The 18,388-nt window shown below is 42.7% G+C and carries 16 protein-coding genes; 9 read left to right on the top strand and 7 right to left on the bottom strand.

Translation table 11 applies throughout. The annotated features are described in order from the left end of the window. The first annotated feature begins 180 nt into the window (after positions 1-180). Entirely contained in the window at positions 181-570 is a 390-nt protein-coding gene (locus CLV51_RS14465; protein WP_106528722.1) for a DUF5655 domain-containing protein, read from the top strand. Positions 571-591: 21 nt separating this feature from the next. Here CLV51_RS14465 and CLV51_RS14470 read toward each other — a convergent pair whose 3' ends face one another. Further along, positions 592-2,970, bottom strand: a complete 2,379-nt coding sequence (locus CLV51_RS14470; RefSeq protein ID WP_106528723.1) for an ABC transporter permease — start codon at positions 2,968-2,970, stop codon at positions 592-594. Between the two features lie 279 nt (positions 2,971-3,249). On the opposite strand from CLV51_RS14470, the gene CLV51_RS14475 reads away from it, so the two are divergent. Next, positions 3,250-4,200: a bifunctional helix-turn-helix transcriptional regulator/GNAT family N-acetyltransferase gene (locus CLV51_RS14475; RefSeq protein ID WP_106528724.1), complete on the top strand. Its 951-nt coding sequence runs from the start codon at positions 3,250-3,252 to the stop codon at positions 4,198-4,200. Between the two features lie 66 nt (positions 4,201-4,266). Further along, entirely contained in the window at positions 4,267-4,812 is a 546-nt protein-coding gene (locus CLV51_RS14480) for a hypothetical protein (RefSeq protein ID WP_106528725.1), read from the top strand. Between the two features lie 71 nt (positions 4,813-4,883). Here CLV51_RS14480 and CLV51_RS14485 read toward each other — a convergent pair whose 3' ends face one another. From CLV51_RS14485 to CLV51_RS14500, 4 genes are all read right to left on the bottom strand, one after another. Then, a complete protein-coding gene (locus CLV51_RS14485; RefSeq protein WP_106528726.1) occupies positions 4,884-5,282 on the bottom strand; it encodes a VOC family protein in 399 nt (132 codons plus the stop codon). A 110-nt stretch (positions 5,283-5,392) separates the two neighbouring features. After that, positions 5,393-6,655 carry an MFS transporter gene (locus CLV51_RS14490; protein ID WP_211301997.1) on the bottom strand — a complete coding sequence of 421 codons (1,263 nt, stop codon included), beginning with the start codon at positions 6,653-6,655 and terminating at the stop codon, positions 5,393-5,395. A 114-nt stretch (positions 6,656-6,769) separates the two neighbouring features. Then, positions 6,770-7,264: a DinB family protein gene (locus tag CLV51_RS14495; protein ID WP_106528727.1), complete on the bottom strand. Its 495-nt coding sequence runs from the start codon at positions 7,262-7,264 to the stop codon at positions 6,770-6,772. A 185-nt stretch (positions 7,265-7,449) separates the two neighbouring features. Beyond that, a complete protein-coding gene (locus tag CLV51_RS14500; protein WP_106528728.1) occupies positions 7,450-7,857 on the bottom strand; it encodes a VOC family protein in 408 nt (135 codons plus the stop codon). A 249-nt stretch (positions 7,858-8,106) separates the two neighbouring features. Between CLV51_RS14500 and CLV51_RS14505 the strand changes: the two genes are divergently transcribed. Next, positions 8,107-8,457, top strand: a complete 351-nt coding sequence (locus CLV51_RS14505) for a hypothetical protein (RefSeq protein WP_106528729.1) — start codon at positions 8,107-8,109, stop codon at positions 8,455-8,457. 3 nt (positions 8,458-8,460) lie between these two features. Continuing rightward, entirely contained in the window at positions 8,461-9,660 is a 1,200-nt protein-coding gene (locus CLV51_RS14510) for a hypothetical protein (protein WP_146151286.1), read from the top strand. Positions 9,661-9,670: 10 nt separating this feature from the next. On the opposite strand, the gene CLV51_RS14515 is transcribed toward CLV51_RS14510, so the two are convergent. Both CLV51_RS14515 and CLV51_RS14520 read right to left on the bottom strand, forming a co-directional pair. After that, positions 9,671-10,876, bottom strand: coding sequence for an alpha/beta hydrolase-fold protein (locus CLV51_RS14515; RefSeq protein WP_106528731.1), 1,206 nt, complete (start codon positions 10,874-10,876; stop codon positions 9,671-9,673). A 129-nt stretch (positions 10,877-11,005) separates the two neighbouring features. Then, the gene (locus CLV51_RS14520) at positions 11,006-12,292 is read right to left on the bottom strand and encodes an OmpA family protein (protein ID WP_106528732.1); all 1,287 of its coding nucleotides are present in this window, start codon (positions 12,290-12,292) and stop codon (positions 11,006-11,008) included. Between the two features lie 161 nt (positions 12,293-12,453). Here CLV51_RS14520 and CLV51_RS14525 point away from each other — a divergent pair, with 161 nt between their 5' ends. The 4 genes from CLV51_RS14525 to CLV51_RS14540 all read left to right on the top strand — a co-directional run bounded on the left by CLV51_RS14525 (position 12,454) and on the right by CLV51_RS14540 (position 18,386). Then, complete coding sequence (locus CLV51_RS14525) at positions 12,454-12,933, top strand: inorganic diphosphatase (RefSeq protein WP_158267022.1); 480 nt, start codon at positions 12,454-12,456, stop codon at positions 12,931-12,933. A gap of 30 nt (positions 12,934-12,963) precedes the next feature. Next, a complete protein-coding gene (locus tag CLV51_RS14530; protein ID WP_106528734.1) occupies positions 12,964-14,235 on the top strand; it encodes an NRAMP family divalent metal transporter in 1,272 nt (423 codons plus the stop codon). 152 nt (positions 14,236-14,387) lie between these two features. Continuing rightward, positions 14,388-17,843, top strand: coding sequence for a sensor histidine kinase (locus CLV51_RS14535; RefSeq protein WP_158267023.1), 3,456 nt, complete (start codon positions 14,388-14,390; stop codon positions 17,841-17,843). 30 nt (positions 17,844-17,873) lie between these two features. Continuing rightward, positions 17,874-18,386, top strand: coding sequence for a response regulator (locus tag CLV51_RS14540; RefSeq protein ID WP_106528736.1), 513 nt, complete (start codon positions 17,874-17,876; stop codon positions 18,384-18,386). The last annotated feature ends 2 nt before the right edge of the window (positions 18,387-18,388 follow it).

The following is an 18,388-nucleotide window of genomic DNA, read 5'->3' on the forward strand; positions in this document are numbered from 1 at the left end:
TTACAGCGATACATAGTTCAATTATTTTTTCTATCTTAGGATCCCGCTTTTATAATAGCCCGGTAATCCAACACTTTTTCCGCTGTGTTTATGTATAGATGAACATCTTTTGAGCATAAAGATTCGCGGAGATTTTAATATATCTTTAGTCCATCATCTTCATAAAATTAAAAGCAGGATATGGGTCATAATAAGTTGAGTGCTTCAGATGATGTATTGATAGCTACTTTTTTAAACGGCAAATCGGACCACACGCTGGCATTATTTGATCATTTTATTGCACAATACAAAAAGCTGGGGGAAATAGGTTTGCGTCCTACTAAAACCATGATAGGCATCACCAGTGGAAATGCGACGGTGGCCTGGATTACACAATTGGGCAAAAACTTTGTGCACATTGTTTTTCCTTTTGAAAAGCCTTATCCGGATAATTTATGTTTCATAAAAATAGCGCAGGTTCCCGGCGATGACCACCAATTCAATCATCATTTCCGGATGTATCAAATGGAAGATGTGAATGAAGAGGTGCTGCAATTTATGCAGCTGGCTGCCCAAATGAAGCAGCCATAACCGGGTAACCGTTGTTCCGTATTATTCTGATCTTAAACTTTTAATAGGGTTGGTAAATGCAGCTTTAATCGCCTGTGTACTCACTGTGAGCAAGGCAATCACCAAGCCCAACGAAGCCGTAATAATAAATATCCACCCGCTGATATTAATATGATAGTCGTAATTTTGCAACCAACCTTTCATAAACCAAAACGTGAACGGGGAGGCAATCAGGCAGGCTATCATTACCAGCCATATAAATTCTTTCGATAACAACATCCACAGGTTTATTACTGAAGCGCCTAATATTTTGCGAATGCCGATTTCTTTGGTTCTGCGTTCAGCCATAAACATAGCCAGGCCAAATAAACCCATACAGGAAATAAAAATGGCTAAGCCCGCAAAAATGCCTGCTAATTTGCCTACTTGTTTTTCCGTTACAAACTTCTTATCAAAATCATCATCCACAAAATTGTATTCAAACGGGAAGGCAGGGTTGTAGGTTTCGAAAATTGGTTGAATAGCAGCCAGCGATTTTTTCAGATCTGCTCCCGGTTTTAGCCGGATGAGAATATTATTCACGCTGTTGGTCGCACTGTGATTAAAAAGGATGACCAATGGCGTAACAGGTTTGAAAGGATCATCCAGTAATATATTCTCTACTATACCAACAATGGTAAGTTGCCTGTTGCCCGATTTCATTGTTTTACCAATCGGGTCTTTGTATCCGATTATTCTTAGAGCAGCTTCATTCAGGATCACTCCATTTGAGTCTGTTTTATAATCTCTTGAAAAAGGTCGTCCCTGTTTAAATTTTAAGCCTGCTGTTTTTTCGAAATCCCAATCTGTCATAATGGCGTCTAAAGCAATATTTGCTTTAGGGTCTTTGCCTTCCCATGAAAAATCGCCCCATCGGTTGTAGATGGTGGTCATGGGTTGTGAGGTTTTTACAACTGCTTCCACGTAGTTACTGTTCAACAGGTCCTGTTTCAGCAGGTCGTAATTTTTCAGCAGGTCCGGAGAGGTGCCTGTGGAGAGCAGGTTGTTCGGGTTATAGCCCAGGGAACGGTTCTGCGCATACCTGATCTGCTGAAATACGATCACCGTACTTATTATTAAAGCGGTAGAAATAACAAACTGTGAAATCACCAATACCCTGCGGAAAGTAACGGCGCTCTGACCTTGTTTCACTGCTCCTTTTAATACCCTGACAGGCAAAAATGAGGAGAGGTACAGTGCCGGATAACTGCCGGCAATGAGTCCTGTTGCAAGGCAAACAATAAACATGGCTGCCAGCAGGAAAGCGTTATGCAGATTAAGGGAGATAAATTCGAACCCAATATCTTTTAAGAGAGGAAGTAACAATTGTATTAAACAGATAGCAAGTAAAAATGCCAGGAAAGCAGTCAGCATAGATTCACTTAAGAACTGCATCACCAGCTGTATGCGCCGTGAGCCAATAGCTTTGCGGATACCCACTTCTTTTGCCCTTTTTTCGGAACGTGCCGTAGAAAGGTTCATGAAATTGATGCAGGCTACCAGCAGTACAAAGATGCCAATGATACCAAACAGGCGTACATATAGTATTTTACCGCCTACATTGACCCAGTTTTTATAATCACCATACAGATGCCATTCCTGCATAGGTTGCAGAAATAAAGTCTGATTTTTCAGGCTCTTATCCCTTTGCATGATCACCGGACCAATTTTTTTGGAGAGCGCGTCCATAGACGCACCAGCCTTTAGTTCCACCATATTCATCATGAAGTTATTCGCCCAATTGTGCCGGTTGCTTTTTACAAAATCATTATGCTGCACCTGAAATTCATACGGCGCCAAAAATTCAAAGGTGATGGTAGAGTTTTTGGGAATATCCTTCATTACTGCAGTCACTTGCACATCATATCTGTTATCCAGTTTTATAAGCTGACCGATAGGATCTTTGGTGCCGAACAAAGCAGTTGCCAGCGATTCCGTCAATATGATCGAATTAGGATCGTTCAAAGCTGTTTTAGCATCTCCCTTTATTACCGGGAAAGAAAACATTTCCAGGAAATCAGGATCTGCATAGATGCCACTTTTGGTGAATTTATTATTGCCTGCAAGCAGGCCGGCTTTGGTATTCCAGGATAGTTTAGTGGCTCTTTTAACTTCGGGATAGTTGGTTTTCAGTTCTTCACATACCGGGAATTGAGTGGCACTTATCGTGTTTTTCTGATCATTAAAGAGGGAGTTTTGCATGACCAGGGCTATCCGGTCCCTGTTTTCATGAAAGGTATCGTAACTGGTTTCCTGCCGTATCCATAAACAAATGAGCAGGGCAAATGCCATACCTGTAGCCAGGCCAAAAATATTGATAAACGACAGGACCTTATTCTGAAAAAGGTTCCGCCAGGCGATCCTGAAATAGTTTTTGATCATAACTGCTGGTAATTTGTTGCATTGGTTGTTGGCTGATCTGTAATATAACGGCAGCCAAAGCGCTATGATGCGCCAAAGGAATGCCGGTTTATTAAAATGGCCTTAATCAATCATTTATGTTTTACGAAGCATTTTAAAACGTCCGTTTACGTAACAGGGGATGTCCGGTTTTGAACAAGATAAATCTGTATAAGGCTTACCTTAATTTTTTGAAGATAAATAATATTGTTTTATATTTACGTAACTGGTTACATAATTAACTACATAAATTCACAGCGTATGAATTTTTTTGATACAGTGGGTAAGATGGCACTGGGAAGCAGGCTGCGTTTGCTGACCGATAAAATAACGGAAGACGCAGCAGCCATATACAAGTTATATGATATTGACATGCACCCGAAATGGTTTCCTGTCTTTTATGTATTGTCAAATGGAGCGGCTAAAACCATTACAGCCATTGCCAAAGAGATAGGCCATTCTCACCCGTCGGTTAGCAAAATTATCGGCGAAATGTCCGGGAAGGGACTGGTGAAAGAAAAAAAAGATAAGGCCGATGGCCGAAGAAACATGGTGAGCCTGACTCCCAAAGGAAAAGAGATCACTGAAAAAATAAAAGATCAATATTCAGACGTAAACAATGCGATAGAAGAAATATCTGCCGGCACAAGGAACGACTTGTGGAAAGCCATTGAAGAATGGGAGTTTTTATTGGAACAACAAACACTCTTACGCAGAGTGCAACTGCAGAAAAAAGCAAGGGAAAGCCAGGATGTAAAAATTGTAGATTACCGGCCGGAATACCAGCAGGCATTTAAGGCGTTGAATGAACAATGGATTTCCACCTGGTTTAAAATGGAAGCAGCCGACTATAAAGCACTGGACAACCCCCAGGGTTATATCCTGAAGAATGGCGGCCATATTTTGGTTGCTTTGTATAAGGAAGTGCCGGTTGGCGTTTGTGCCCTGATTAAAATGAATGATCCCGACTACGATTTTGAACTGGCTAAAATGGCCGTTTCTCCTACTGTACAAGGCAAAAGCATAGGTTGGATGTTGGGCAATGCTGTTATTGAAAAAGCAAGATCCCTGGGAGCTGCTAAAATTTACCTGGAGAGCAATACAATTTTGAAACCCGCCATCAATCTATATCATAAGTTAGGTTTTCAAAAAGTAGTAGGACGTATTACGCCGTATGAACGTTGTAATATTCAAATGGAATTGACGCTGTAGTAATAAAAATTTATCAGCGGGAAGATAGAAAAGATAGTATTGATTTGAACAAATACCGTATAGAGAATGACATTAAATTTCTTTTTGTTTAAAGAAAAATGTGAAGTCTTATTTAAGAAGACTAATAGCATATTAGTTGCTATGTATGTTCTGGGCTTCGTAATGGAAAGAAAGAACGAAAGAGATGAGCGCATTCTTGTTGGGTTAATTGATAATCCAGTTAATGGCGAATTAAAACCTTTATGGGATGAAGATACATGGGCAAGCGTAAGACGAGGTTCGGAGCACGTGACCCCTACAGATGAGGAAGAATGCGACCCATTCCCATTATCAGGTATTTTATTTGTGATGCGACAATTGCAAAAAACGGTAGAATTAAATCATCCTGATTGGGGAATTTTCTATATAATAGGAGAGGCACTTGGTCGATTTAATAGTAACGGAATCAAACAGATAGAATTCGAATATTTTCTTAGTCAACTACCTGTTGTTTTTGTAGAAAGACATGCAGATGATATTCAAGCGTTATGCAATTATTTTGATGAAAAAGGAATGGATCTTCATTTAGCTGTAGAAAAGGATAAAGTAATTTCTTATTTTACAAACAGGTAAAGCGGTAGATCCTATGGGATAACGTAGCATTACCTGCCATCTGAGTTGTATAAATAGCATTCTTCCGCTAATTATTTCTTCAAAAGATTTAACTGCCAGGAAACTCCATATTTATCTGCTACCCAACAAAACTTTTCACTAAACGGATATGCTGCCAACGGCATAAAAATTTGTCCATTCTCTGATAGCTGCGAAAACAAACGATCTACTTCTTTTTCGGTTTCACAATCAACAAAAAGTGACATAGCCGGGGTAAATGTAAAGGCATGTTTGACGGTACTATCAATGCACATATATTCCTGTCCGTTTAAAGAAAAAGTAGCGTGAATGACCGTTCCTTCAGGGCCTGCCGCATTGGCGCCATAACGTGTAATGTTTAATATTGCGGATGCTTCAAATAAAGAAATATAGAATTTCATCGCCTCTTCAGCTTTTCCCTCGAACGTTAAGAAGGTTTTTATTTTCTGCATTTTCCAAATTTTTTAATGACAGGAGATTCAATATTTAACGTAACCAATTGGTTACAAATATATCTCATCTCTTGTAGGCGGTGAAATTTTTTTTGACCTCCTGTCATTAGCTAACACAGCGCGGAGACTGGGCTATCACCGGTGTTCGGTCTTACTTCAGGGATACTGTCTGCCTGGTAGCTGATAAGCGCCAAACCTATGGCCAGCAGCATAAAGATGGCGCCTGCCCAGGGAGCTGCACTCAAACCTAATGCAGATGAAACCACCCATCCTCCGGCATAAGCGCCCAAAGCCGCCCCGGCATTAAAGGAAGCAATATTGAATGCGGAAGCCACATTGATAATAGCCGGATTGGAACGCTCTGATGTTTGTACTACGTATAGCTGTGAAGCAGGTACAGTAGCAAAGGATAAGGCGCCTATTACAAATAGGGTAATGATGGCAGGTGTGGTATAATGCGCAGTAAAAGTAAAGATCAGCAACACCACCGCCTGTAATATCAACATGCCGATCAGCGCTTTCAGCGGCGTTTTATTAGCCAGCTTTCCGCCGGCAATATTGCCCACGGCTATAGCAATACCGTATATGAGAAGAATGATGCTGACCATATCCTGCAATATCCCTGTAACCTCCATCAGCAAGGGCGACAGATACGTAAACACCAGGAATACACCGGCATAATTAAACAGGGTGGTAAGAAATGCGAGCACCAGTTTTTTATTCCGGAGTGCACTGAATTGCTCTTTTATTGTTGCCACTGCGTCGTTTTGTATATCGGGAAGCAGGAAGATGTTGGCCATCAGTTCCACTACACCTAATCCTGCTACACCCAGGAAGGTTGACCGCCACCCAAAATGCTGGCCAATGAAGGTGCCCAACGGCACACCGGTTGCCATGGCTACAGTTAATCCTGCAAACATGATGGCAATAGCGCTGGCTCTTTTATCAACCGGTACAACGGCTGCGGCAATGGTAGCGCCTACCGAAAAGAATACACCATGTGCAAAACCTGTAATGATCCTTGCCAGCACCAAAGGAATAAAGCCCGGTGCAATGCCCGCCAGTACATTACCCGCAATAAACAACAGCATCAGGTAAATGAGCAGTTGTTTCCTGGGTATCTTATTGGTTAATGCAGTAATGATGGGTGCTCCTACGGCAACGCCTATAGCATAAAAGCTAACCAGTAAACCAGCAGCAGGAATGGAAATCGCCAGATTTTTGGCAACAGTAGGTAAGAGGCCTATAATAACAAACTCCGTAGTGCCGATACCAAATGCACTGATGGTGAGCGCCCACAATGCAGCAGGCATAATACTTTTGGCTGTTCCCAGTGTTTTGACGGAAGGGATTATTTTATTCGCTGTTTTCATACTTATCAATTATGGGTGCAAATTGATAAGTCCTTACCTATAAATGAAATAGCATGATTTATGCTTTACTATAAGGTTATTTATAGTAAAGCATAAGTCATCCTTCACAAAGTGCTACACCATACTGTGAATATTTTTTAACTGGTGTACATGTCTTTGTGTATGGTACATCATAAACCGGATCCACTCCATTCTTGTAAGCGGGCCAAATCCGGGCATATCAAAGTCCTTGCAGGTGGAAGAGAGATCCAGCGTTTGAGCCGCCGTGCTGATATCTGCCCAGGTTTTTTCTGCATGACGAAGGATCTCTTCTTTTTTATGCTCAATGTTTGATGGCAGCACAAAATCCGGCGACGACATTTTGATAGCAAAATTCAGGAACATTTCTTTAATAGCAGGTGACTTCTCATCAGGTTGACGATCAGTTGGCTCCACATTGCCATAAAGGATACCTGCTGATACTGCCTTACTCAGGTGTTCTGCTATCTGTCCCGCTGTCCAGCTGCCTTCAAACGGAACAACGTTGATCTGTTCTTCCTTAAAAGAAGCAATAGTTTGCAGCAGATCAGCAGCGGTATTGTCTATCTCTGTCAGTAATTCTTTTTCCATGATTTATTTGTTTAATTCTGCGAATGTTTACTGCAAACAAATGTAGACTCATTTATTACATGAAACAGGGTGTGATTATGACAATCAAAATGGTATCTCATGCCATTAAAACAAAAATGGGTCTTGTCTCAAAAGAAACAAGACCCATGGGGTAATTATTTTAGCATACGGCGGAAGGAGATATTTTAATTCTGCTGTATTGTACTGGGGTCCATATAAAACACATCCCATTGATGTCCGTCTAAATCCCGGAATCCATGGCTATACATAAATCCATGGTCCTGTGGCGAATTAGGCGTTGTTGCACCGGCTGCTACAGCTTTGCTAACGAGCGCATCTACTGCTTCCCTGCTATCGGCCGAAAGCCCCATAATGGCTTCTGCACTTTTAGTGGTATCGCAAATTTCCTTATTGGTAAATGTCTTGAAAAGGTTTTCTACTACTAACATGAAGAATATATCTTCGCCCACGATCATGCAGGTAGCATTCTCGTCGGTAAATTGCCCATTAAACGTATAACCCAGTTTAGTAAAGAACGCTACCGATTTGTTAAGATCCTTAACGGGTAGATTCACAAAAATTTTTGTTGCCATATGATTAAAGTTTTAGGATGTATGAAGCAAACTTAACACCATTCCGGTAAAGTAAGGATATGTAAAAACGACAATATACAGGGTTAATTACGACAATTTTTTTTGGGGAGAGATACCCGGCTTTATTTTTTATATTACCTTTCGCAGATAAAATTTAACCGGCAATTAAAAGGTGACCACTATGAAAACTAGCAGTCATTAAGGCGATACGTAGCAAATACCCTATGAATATTTATAAAAATAGCAATAATGGCAACCTGGTCAAAGAATAATCGTGCATGCACTACACTCTGGACAACCTTCTCCTTAATGCAGCAGCTTTCCACCAATTTTGATGACAGCGGAGAGTTACATATCAAAGACCTGACATTTTATAATGTGTTGGGCAGCGCTGATATAAAGAAGCAACAAGCCAATATCATCGCCGATCAACTGGACAACATTTTCCGGCTGGGCCGCGGCGCTACCTACGAAAAAAATATTGACAGGGCAGCAGCTATGACTGCCATGAATAGTATTTTAATTGATCCGGAAAAGCAGCTAAAAGACCTGGCCGAAGTACTTGATAACACCTATATCTTTTGGGGAGAAACAAAATAAAATATGATGAAATACCTGTTACTGGCATGCGCGCTGTTGATCTTCTCCATTACATTGGAAGCCCAGACATTAAATGCACAATTAGATCCTATCAAAGCACAACTGGAAAGAAACGGTGCTACACCTGCCAATGTTGCTATCATCCAGAAAACCATCACCAATGGGGTGAAGGACTCCCTGCAGGCAAACGCTGACCTATATAATACGATCTGGAAACTTTTCACTAACCGTGCCTTTGAAAAGGACAGTGGCTATAAATTTCTGAGCGATTTTAATATCCTCTTTAAAACATTTCAAACTACCGATAACGCAAATGCGTCCCTGGGTTTCAGTTACGATTTCAGTTATGATTATGCTAACTATGTAGAAAAGAAGAAAGGCAGGATATCCAATTCATTTGGTATTTCGGCCAAAGGCAATGTGGCATTTAAAAAATCCATTAATCCGAATGATTTTTTAGAAACAAAAATTGATTATCGCTACGCCCATTTTTCAGGCGGCGTAATAGCGGCAAATGATACTGCTGTTTTTCGCAGTTTAAATGATCTGGAAGATCAGCTGGTAATTATACAGGACATGAAAAGCCCTGCTGCACAAGCGTTGTGGAAGACATTTGGCAGCCAGTTAAATCTCACCAACCAGTATTATTACGCCTTTTCACCTAAAGCCTCGCTGGAATCAAACCAGGATTTTTCTAAAACACAATTTGTACCCGGTATTGCTATTGATTTAGGAGCCAAAGCCTGGAATAAACATTCCACGCTGGCTCACCTGAATGTGTTTGATTATCCTTTTGCGCTGTTAAGATTTATTACAAGGGCAGATAAAAATTTTACGGTGTATGGCTCCACTATCCCAACGGTGCAGCTCTCCGGCGATTATGTGGTGCCAACAAAAGATTCCATCCGGCAAAAGCTGGCAGGAAATCTTTCGCCTTATCCAAGACTAAAATTTGAAACGAGCTTCCGGACATTCATCACAAGGGTGAAAAAGGAAAACATCTTTTTTAATGCCGATCTTAGAATTTACCGGGAGTTGAACGCGCCTAAGGCCATAAAGGGCGCTAACCTCGACGCACAAACGTATTTTGTAATGGCGTTACAATCTACCACCGGCTTCTATGTTAGCTACGCCAATGGCCGCCTGCCTTTTGATGCAAAGAATGATGAAGTGTATGCGATTGGGTTTAATTATAAGTTTTAAGTATTCAATTTTATTGCCCGGTACTCAGTGCTTCCAGTTTTTTCCTTGTATCAGTTGTTTCCTGTAAACGCAGCGATTGGCTGTAGGCTTCAATAGCCTTCGCTGTATTGCCTGCAGCGGCGTAATAGTCGCCCATACTGTCGTATGCATTGGCGCTTTGCGGATAGTTGTCGATATTCCTTCTGAACAACAAATAGGCTTTGTCCATTTTTTTATTGCCCATGCACATGTAGGCCAGGTTATTCACCTGGCTTTCGGCTGGAAGAACAGTGTAGCCCAGGTTTTCAGAGATGATCCTGAAATGTGCCGTCAGCACTGAGTCTACGTCCAATGCAGGATCATAACTAAACATACTTGTTTTAAACTGGTAATAGTTAAACAGGAAACGAAGTGCATCATACTCGCCGTTTAACTCCACGGTACCATGGCGCTCACCAGGATAAAATTTGGCGTCCCAGCGTAAACAATTGTTACTATTGGCTCTCAGGGCTTTGATGAAGGGGATCACAGACCGGGTTACAGCCGTATTCTGGCTGGCGTCTTTTAATACACTGATGGTGTCCATACCAGGAGGCATATTATTAGCCATGGCAACAAATAAAGAGGTGTGATCAAATTTCCTGGTGGCCAGCGCTTTTTCGGCTTCTTTTAATAGCTGCTGATGGTCCCACCATAAGCTGGGGTCAATAGCGATGTAGGCATTAAACAATTTGGTATGATGGATCAGCGCATTTACTACGGTGAGTCCGCCCAATGAGTGGCCGCTGAAAAGACGATAAGGAGCTGTAGGGTACAAAGAATCTATATACGGGATCAGTTCTTTTTCAATAAAACGGATAAAGTTTTCACCACCGCCAGACATGCTGGCAAAGGTATTGTCTATCATGTTGTCCGCAGTTGCGTGCGTGGGTGTAAGGTCCCGGTTGCGGGAAGTGTTGATGATGCCTACCACTATCATATCCGGCCATACGCCACTCATTTGTTTTACCATACCCACTGTAGCGTGGAAATGATCTTCCCCATCCAGCAAATACAATACAGGATAGCGTTGTAGTTTGTCTGCATTGTCTGGTACATGCACCCAGATAGTCCTGTTTTCTTTTAGTACAGTGGAGTAAACATGATCAATAGTACCAATCACAATTTTATTATCGGCCTGTTGCGCCTGAACAGATAGCAGGGAGAAGGATAACAGTAGGGGGAGAAGCAATTTCATGGTTGTGGCAATTGCTTAGTAAAATAAGGGTTTATGCCGACAATTTTAACATCTTTTTGGGAGGCATTTTCCAGGCTAAGAATCAGTAGGGGTATAAAAAAAGGGAACTGAGGTTCCCTTTTCTGTCATCTATATCTTCACAAATTCTACCCGCCGGTTATTAGCTTTGCCAACATCGGTGGTATTATTATCTATTGGCTGCGTTTTGCCTTTGCCGTTAGTTTCCATACGGGTAAGATCAATATTGAATGTTTTGTTGAGGGCTGTCTTTACCGCTTCCGCTCTGCGTTTGGACAAGTCCAGGTTTAGCTGCTCATTGCCATCAGTGTCTGTATGACCTACAATTTTCACCCTTAAAGCAGGGTTGTCTGTCAGTACGGCGGCAATATCCTTCAGCGCACCATAGGACTCTGCCTGGATTTCATCGCTGTTGGTATTGAATAAGATGCCATGGGTAACAAATTTTCCTTCGGTGATCAGTTTATTACGGGTATCCGGTGCACCTACTGCCAGGCGTATGTTGCTGATAAAGAAAGCGCCGTCCGGAGAGTCAAAGGTTGGTGCGTAGGTATGAAATGCCAGTGTGTTGAGGATGGTGTTAGGGTCCAGTGCACGTGGCAGATCCAGTATTTTATTATCATCCAGGTATACCCGTACCCGTTGTTTCTGGCGCCAGATAGACACCTTCACAAAATTCTTTTTAGGCACATTAAACGCAGCTATATCGCTGATGGAATGTTCTTCGATCAGGTTGGAAGAGTACCTGAATACGCCGCTACCACTGGATCTTGGCGTTAACTCTACCTTGAAAGAGGGGGTAGTGGTGCTGGCGGCGGTACCATAGTTAAATTTCTCCTCGGTATTGTCTGCTTTTATCAGGCTGATTGCTAAGGAGCCGATGTTGGAAATTTCATTGTTGGCCATCACATCTACCTGCAGGGTGAAATTATCCGGGAAGTTGCTGTTGATGTATTCCGGGAAAAAAACGCCGTCTTGCTGTATGCGGAGCCATTTACCCGGACGGTTGCTTACCGTAACCAGTTCCGCACCGGAGTGGGTATTCCATTGCCCTGGGAACTCGCCGATGGGATCCTGGGAAAATGATTCTTCCACGATGATCTTTTCTCCCGGAACAAAATCAAAACGGGAATAGGAAGTGATGTTGGTGTTAACCGTCGTACCTGCGTTGCCGTTAGCCGTTGTATTAACTGCGCCATTTTCAGTGGTGGCCTTTACATCCGGTACATTGCCGCTGGCCGGTGTATCCTTCTTTTTCGCTTCTGTGGCTTTATCTATCGTTTTGTCTACTGCGTCATTGACCTTTTGTTGCACCTTATTTTTGATGCGATCAAATAACTGTGCCCTGACACTGCCTCCCAGGGCGCAAACTACCAATACTAATACTAGCTTTTTCATTTACTATGCGGGATTGATTCAAAATGAATGGTCGAAAAAAGCTGCAAGATACGGATGTTAGGAGGCTCCGAAAAATCATTTTAATCTCTTGGTCCTTTTTTTGTTCCTTCGCATACAAGACCTCTTTATCCCTTTTATTACTGACCCATCAAATTGTGCGCATGATTATTAAAGAGTTACCCGTTGTTATCGAAACACCTAAAGGGAGTAGTGAAAAATATGACTTTGACCCAGCCTCCCGATTTTTTGTACTGAGTAAAATATTGCCGGCCGGCATGATCTTCCCTTATGATTTCGGATTTATTCTTGGTTCAAAAGGAGAGGATGGCGATCCGCTGGATGTGCTGGTGATCTCGGAATTCAGGAGTTTTCCGGGCTGCCTGATCAAGTGCCGCTTATTAGGCGCTATCAGGGCGGAGCAAAAAGAAAGAGATGGTAAAACAGCGCGGAACGACCGCTATATAGCCATTCCGCTGGCATCCAAAGCGTATAAAGATGTGGATGCTGTTTCCTTACAGATGATTAAAGAGCTGGAACATTTTTTCATTGCTTATCATGAACAGGATGGAAAACAGTTTACTCCTTTGGGCTTTATGGAAGCGGCACCGGCTTATGAACAGATAAAATTTCCGGATAAATAAACGGTATCAGCATACAATAACTTATTCCACATGAAAAAGGAGGTACCGATTGAGCAGAAAGGTTTCCGGCGGTTTTTGTCTAAGCTGGGGCCGGGATTAATTACCGGCGCCAGCGATGATGATCCTTCCGGGATTACCACCTATTCGCAGGCGGGTGCGCAATTTGGCTTTGCTACCTTATGGACGGCCGTCATCACTTTTCCTTTGATGGTGGCGGTGCAGGAGATGTGTGCGAGGATAGGTGCAATAACTTCCATGGGACTGACCGGCACACTAAAAAAACATTATCCCCGCTGGATTTTATGGGTGATAGTCATTACGAGCTTTCCGGCGATCATCCTCAATATAGGGGCAGATATTGCAGGGATGGGTGCTGTATCCAATTTAATATTTCCGCGTATACCGGCATTTGTTTTCACTATCGGCTTCACCATCTTCATTACGGTGAGCATGATTTTCTTTTCGTATCAGCAGATAGCCAGTATCCTCAAATACACCTGTATTGTATTGCTGGCATATCTCATCGTTCCTTTTATCACAAAAACAAGCTGGAATAAAGTAGCAGTGTCCATCTTCCTGCCACATATCAGTTTTTCAAAGGATTATATTGAAATGCTGGTGGCTTTCCTGGGAACTACCATCTCTCCTTATTTATTCTTCTGGCAGGCTACTATGGAGGCAGAAGATATTAAACATCAACGAAGAAGGGTAGTGGTAAATAAACAGTTGCTGACGGATGTAAGACAGGATGTTACCGCCGGGATATTTTGCTCTAACCTTGTCATGATGTTTATTATTATCACCTGCGGTAATGTGCTGTTCAGTCATGGTACCACAAAGATAACAACCGTTGAACAGGCTGCCAGTGCATTAAAACCGCTTGCAGGCGCATTCTCCTACTGGCTGTTTGCTATTGGGATAATTGGTACGGGCATGCTGGCTATTCCGGTACTATGCGGCTCCCTGTCGTATATGTTTGCAGAAACCTTTAACTGGAAAGAGGGACTGGATAAAAAGTTCTCCCAGGCTAAACCATTTTACGGCATCATTGTATTGTCATTAGGTGTAGGACTGGCCATCAACTATGTTGGCGTAAGTCCGGTCCAGGGATTGTTTTATACCGCTGTACTTTATGGTTTAACAGCTCCGCTGATGATCAGTGTAATACTGCACATCTGTAATAACAGGAGAATAATGGGCAAATACGTAAATAAGCGTTGGTCCAATATACTGGGCGGTATAGCGTTCATCTTTATGACGGTGGCAGCTGTATTTTTACTGTACCTTCAATTTATGACCTGAGCATTAAGTGGAGGTATGTGTAATTTTCTACACAATTTAGCAAGAGAGTGTGGAATTCGGCTGATGATTGTTCCACGGAAGACAACCAGTTTTGATTACAGTACGTACTTAACCTTGCATCTATTCTGATACAAATGATAAAAGAGCCATCAATGGACACTACAGATACCCAGTTTGCAGGAAAGTTTGGATTCCTTTCGGGAGGTGGTGAAACCGGTGCACTCATACGTTCTTTCAACTGGACTGATTCTCCCATAGGTAGTATGGATGAATGGCCGCAGCCTTTAAAAACCTGCATCAGGATCATTCTCACTTCCCGTCAGCCGATGTTTATCTGGTGGGGGAAGGAACTCATTAATATTTATAACGATGCCTATAAAACTGTTGTTGGCGGTAAACATCCTGCTGCTTTAGGTCAGCCTGCAGCAATGGTATGGGCAGAAATATGGGACGAAATTGGTCCCCGGCTGGATAATGCCATCCATAAAAGTGAAGGTACCTATGACGAGGCCCTGTTGCTGATCATGCATCGTAACGGCTATCCGGAAGAAACTTATTATACCTTTTCTTACTGCCCCATTCCGGATGATAAAGGTGACACTGCGGGTATCTTATGCGCCAATACAGACGATACACAGCGCATCCTCCTCGAAAGAGAATTAAGAACGTTTAAAGATATTACCCGGTTTAATACAAAAAGCGATACACAAACATCCGTGTATACGCACACGTTACAGGCGCTGGCAGAAAATAAACAGGACATTCCCTTTGCTGCTTTTTATGCTTTGCATAAAGAAGGCGGGCTGACAGGTACCACGCTGGATGGTTTATCTGAAAAGGTTTTCCCCCAGTTTACGCATATATATGATGCCGGTCTGTTATGGCCGGTGAAAGAAGCGATCTCCCTGAATCGCCCGCTGCTGGTGGAAGGACTCACAGCGAAATTCGGGGTATTACCTGCAGGTGCCTGGAAACAGGTGCCGGACAATGGCCTGGTGATTCCTGTATGGCAAAGCGGACAGCCAGCACCTTATGGTGTATTGATCGCGGGACTAAATCCTTTCCGGCAGCTGGATGAAAAATACCAAAGCTTTTTTCAACTGATCTGTGATCAGTTTGCAGCGGGTATTTCCAGCGTTAAAGCTTTGGAAGAAGAACAACAACGCGTAAATGCATTACTGGAGCTGGACCGCGCCAAGACGACCTTTTTCAGTAATATCAGCCACGAATTCAGAACACCGTTGTCGCTGATACTGGGACCCGTAGAAGAGATCCTGCGTAATCCGGAAGCGCTGAGCACCGATATAAAGGAGTCGTTAACCTTAACACACCGTAATACCTTACGTTTACTCAAACTGGTGAATTCCCTGCTGGATTTCTCCCGTATTGAAGCCGGCAGAATACACGCCAGCTACGCTAAAACAGATATTGTTGGTTTTACAAAAGAGTTAATCAGCCACTTCGACAAGGCCATGCGGAAAGGCGGATTAACGATGGTGGTGAATTATGATTTTATAGATGATGAGGTATATGTAGACAGAGATATGTGGGAGAAGATTGTTTTTAACCTGATATCTAACGCCTTCAAATATACGTTAAAAGGGGCCATAGCGGTGAGGGTTACCCAGCGCGGAGACCAGGTGGAATTAACAGTGGCGGATACTGGTCTTGGTATTGCACCTTCAGACCTTCATAAAATTTTTGAACGTTTTCACCGGGGGATGCATACTGCAGGCCGCAGCCAGGAAGGCAGCGGCATCGGGCTCTCCCTGGTGCATGAACTGGTAAAGCTGCACGAAGGTACTATTCATGTAACCAGCACCGAAGGATTAGGTTCTACGTTTACGGTGTCTATACCGCTTGGTAAAGATCATCTGCCGGCAGATAAAATTGCTCCCGACAATCTGCCGCTGGAACACAAGCCATACAATGCTTTTGTAGAAGAAGCACTGATGTGGGGAGAAGAAGACCATCCGGATAATTTTGAGAACCATCACCCGCTGAGGCCATATATTATTTTGGCAGATGATAATGCTGATATGAGAGAATATATCAGGCGCTTGTTAAGCGATCAGTATGAGGTGGCTACTGTAAAAGACGGAGATGCTTTACTTCATATGATTGCCAAACGTATACCTGATCTGATTATCAGCGATGTGATGATGCCGGGCATAAATGGTTTTAGTTTGGTAAAGTTATTAAAAGAAAACCCCGTTACGGTAAATGTTCCTGTGATGCTGCTATCTGCCAGAGCAGGAGTAGAGGCTACTATTGAAGGGTTGCTTTCTGGAGCTGATGATTACCTGGCCAAACCATTTTCTGCACGTGAACTTTTGTCGCGCATAGCTGCCGGCATCAAAGTATCCCACAGCAGGACGCATGCTTTTAATGAAATTCACCACCTGTTCATGCAAGCGCCTGTGGCGATAACTATCCTGAAAGGCAGGGACTATGTGGTGGAATTGGCGAATGAGCTTTATCTGTCTATAGTGGATATGCAGGAAAGTGAGTTGCTGGGAAAATCTTTGCTGACAGTATTTCCGGAGCTTATCCCACAGGGATTTAAAGATTTACTGGACCAGGTATTCTATTCAGGCCAGCCGTATTATGGTAATGAAGTCCCCCTGGAATGGCTGCTGAAAGGGGAAAAGATAAAACGTTATTACAACTTCGTGTATCAGCCCATGCGGGATATGGATGAATCCATTACCGGCGTGATAGTAATGGTAACAGACATTTCAGACACAGTACGCGCTAAGCGGAAACTGGAAGAAAGTGAATCCAAATATATGCAGCTGGTTTTTAAGCTGGAAGCCATGGTGGAACAGCGTACCAAGGAATTGCAGGAAGCTAATTATTACCTGGAGAAATCCAATAAGGAACTGGAGCAGTTCGCCTATGTGACCAGCCATGATTTACAGGAGCCATTGCGTAAGATCCATACTTTTGCGGGCATGCTCCTGAACATTAACAAGGAAGTGCTGAATGATGCCTCCAAACTGTATATTGAAAAAGTGATGTTGAGCACCAGGCGCATGTCGCAGTTAATCCGGGACTTGCTGGATTTCTCAAGGCTGGCGCATGTGCAGGAAGAATTTATCCCAACAGATCTGAATGAAATCCTTCAGCAGGTATTAACTGATTTTGAAGTAACGATCAGTCAGCATAACGTGCAGGTCAGCATCGATCATCTGCCGAAGCTACCGGCCATTCCATTGCAAATGAATCAGCTGTTTTATAATTTATTGGGTAATGCCCTGAAATTTATTACCCCTTCCAGAACGCCTGTTATTCATATTTCTGCGAGCATGATGCGAGAGGCCGATATGCTGGAATTCCCGGTACTGGATGCTGATAAAGACTATTATGAAATTGTGGTAAGCGATAATGGTATAGGGTTTGACCAGATTTATGCAGATAAAATATTTCAGATATTCCAACGCTTAAATGATCGTGCTACTTTTGAAGGTACCGGTATCGGATTGGCCTTGTGTAATAAAATTGTGTTAAATCATAGAGGACATATTTACGCTAAAGGCAAGCCTGGTGAGGGTGCCAGCTTTGTAGTGATTTTACCGGCATTGGGAAAGATAGTGACTATGCAGTAATTTTGCAGCAGCCAACAAAACTATCCTGCAATGAAAAAGAAATTGACCTGCTTGTTAATTGACGCCGACCGCGACCGGCGTAATCAATTCTATCTTGCACTGGATCTGTTACAAATCAGTAAGGCATGTGTTTGTCAGGATGATACTGATAAGGCATTGGACTATTTTAAAAAGCAGCCGGCATTTACACCCGATTATATCTTCTTAGACATATTACAACCGCAGCAGGAAGGTGTACTATTTCTCCGTAAGCTCCGGAAAATAAAGCGCTTTCAGCAAACGCCGGTTATCTGGTATTCAAAATCATATGATGTTCAACAAGCTCCTGCACTTCGGGAGACGGGTTTTGCTGCCGGTGTAACAAAACATGGTGACCTTTACCATCTCAAAGAAAATCTGCGCTCCCTTTTCCATAGTGAACCAGCCGTTGCTGTTGCGCCGGAAGAGGTGTCGGCTGCCACACGGTTTAAACAGGCCTTCGTATTTCCCTTATCAGCGCAGATAATTGGTAGAATTTGGTATTTTACCAGGGAATTAACCTGAAT

The sequence above is a fragment of the Chitinophaga niastensis genome (assembly GCF_003014755.1).
GTDB classification, from domain to species: Bacteria; Bacteroidota; Bacteroidia; order Chitinophagales; family Chitinophagaceae; genus Chitinophaga; species Chitinophaga niastensis.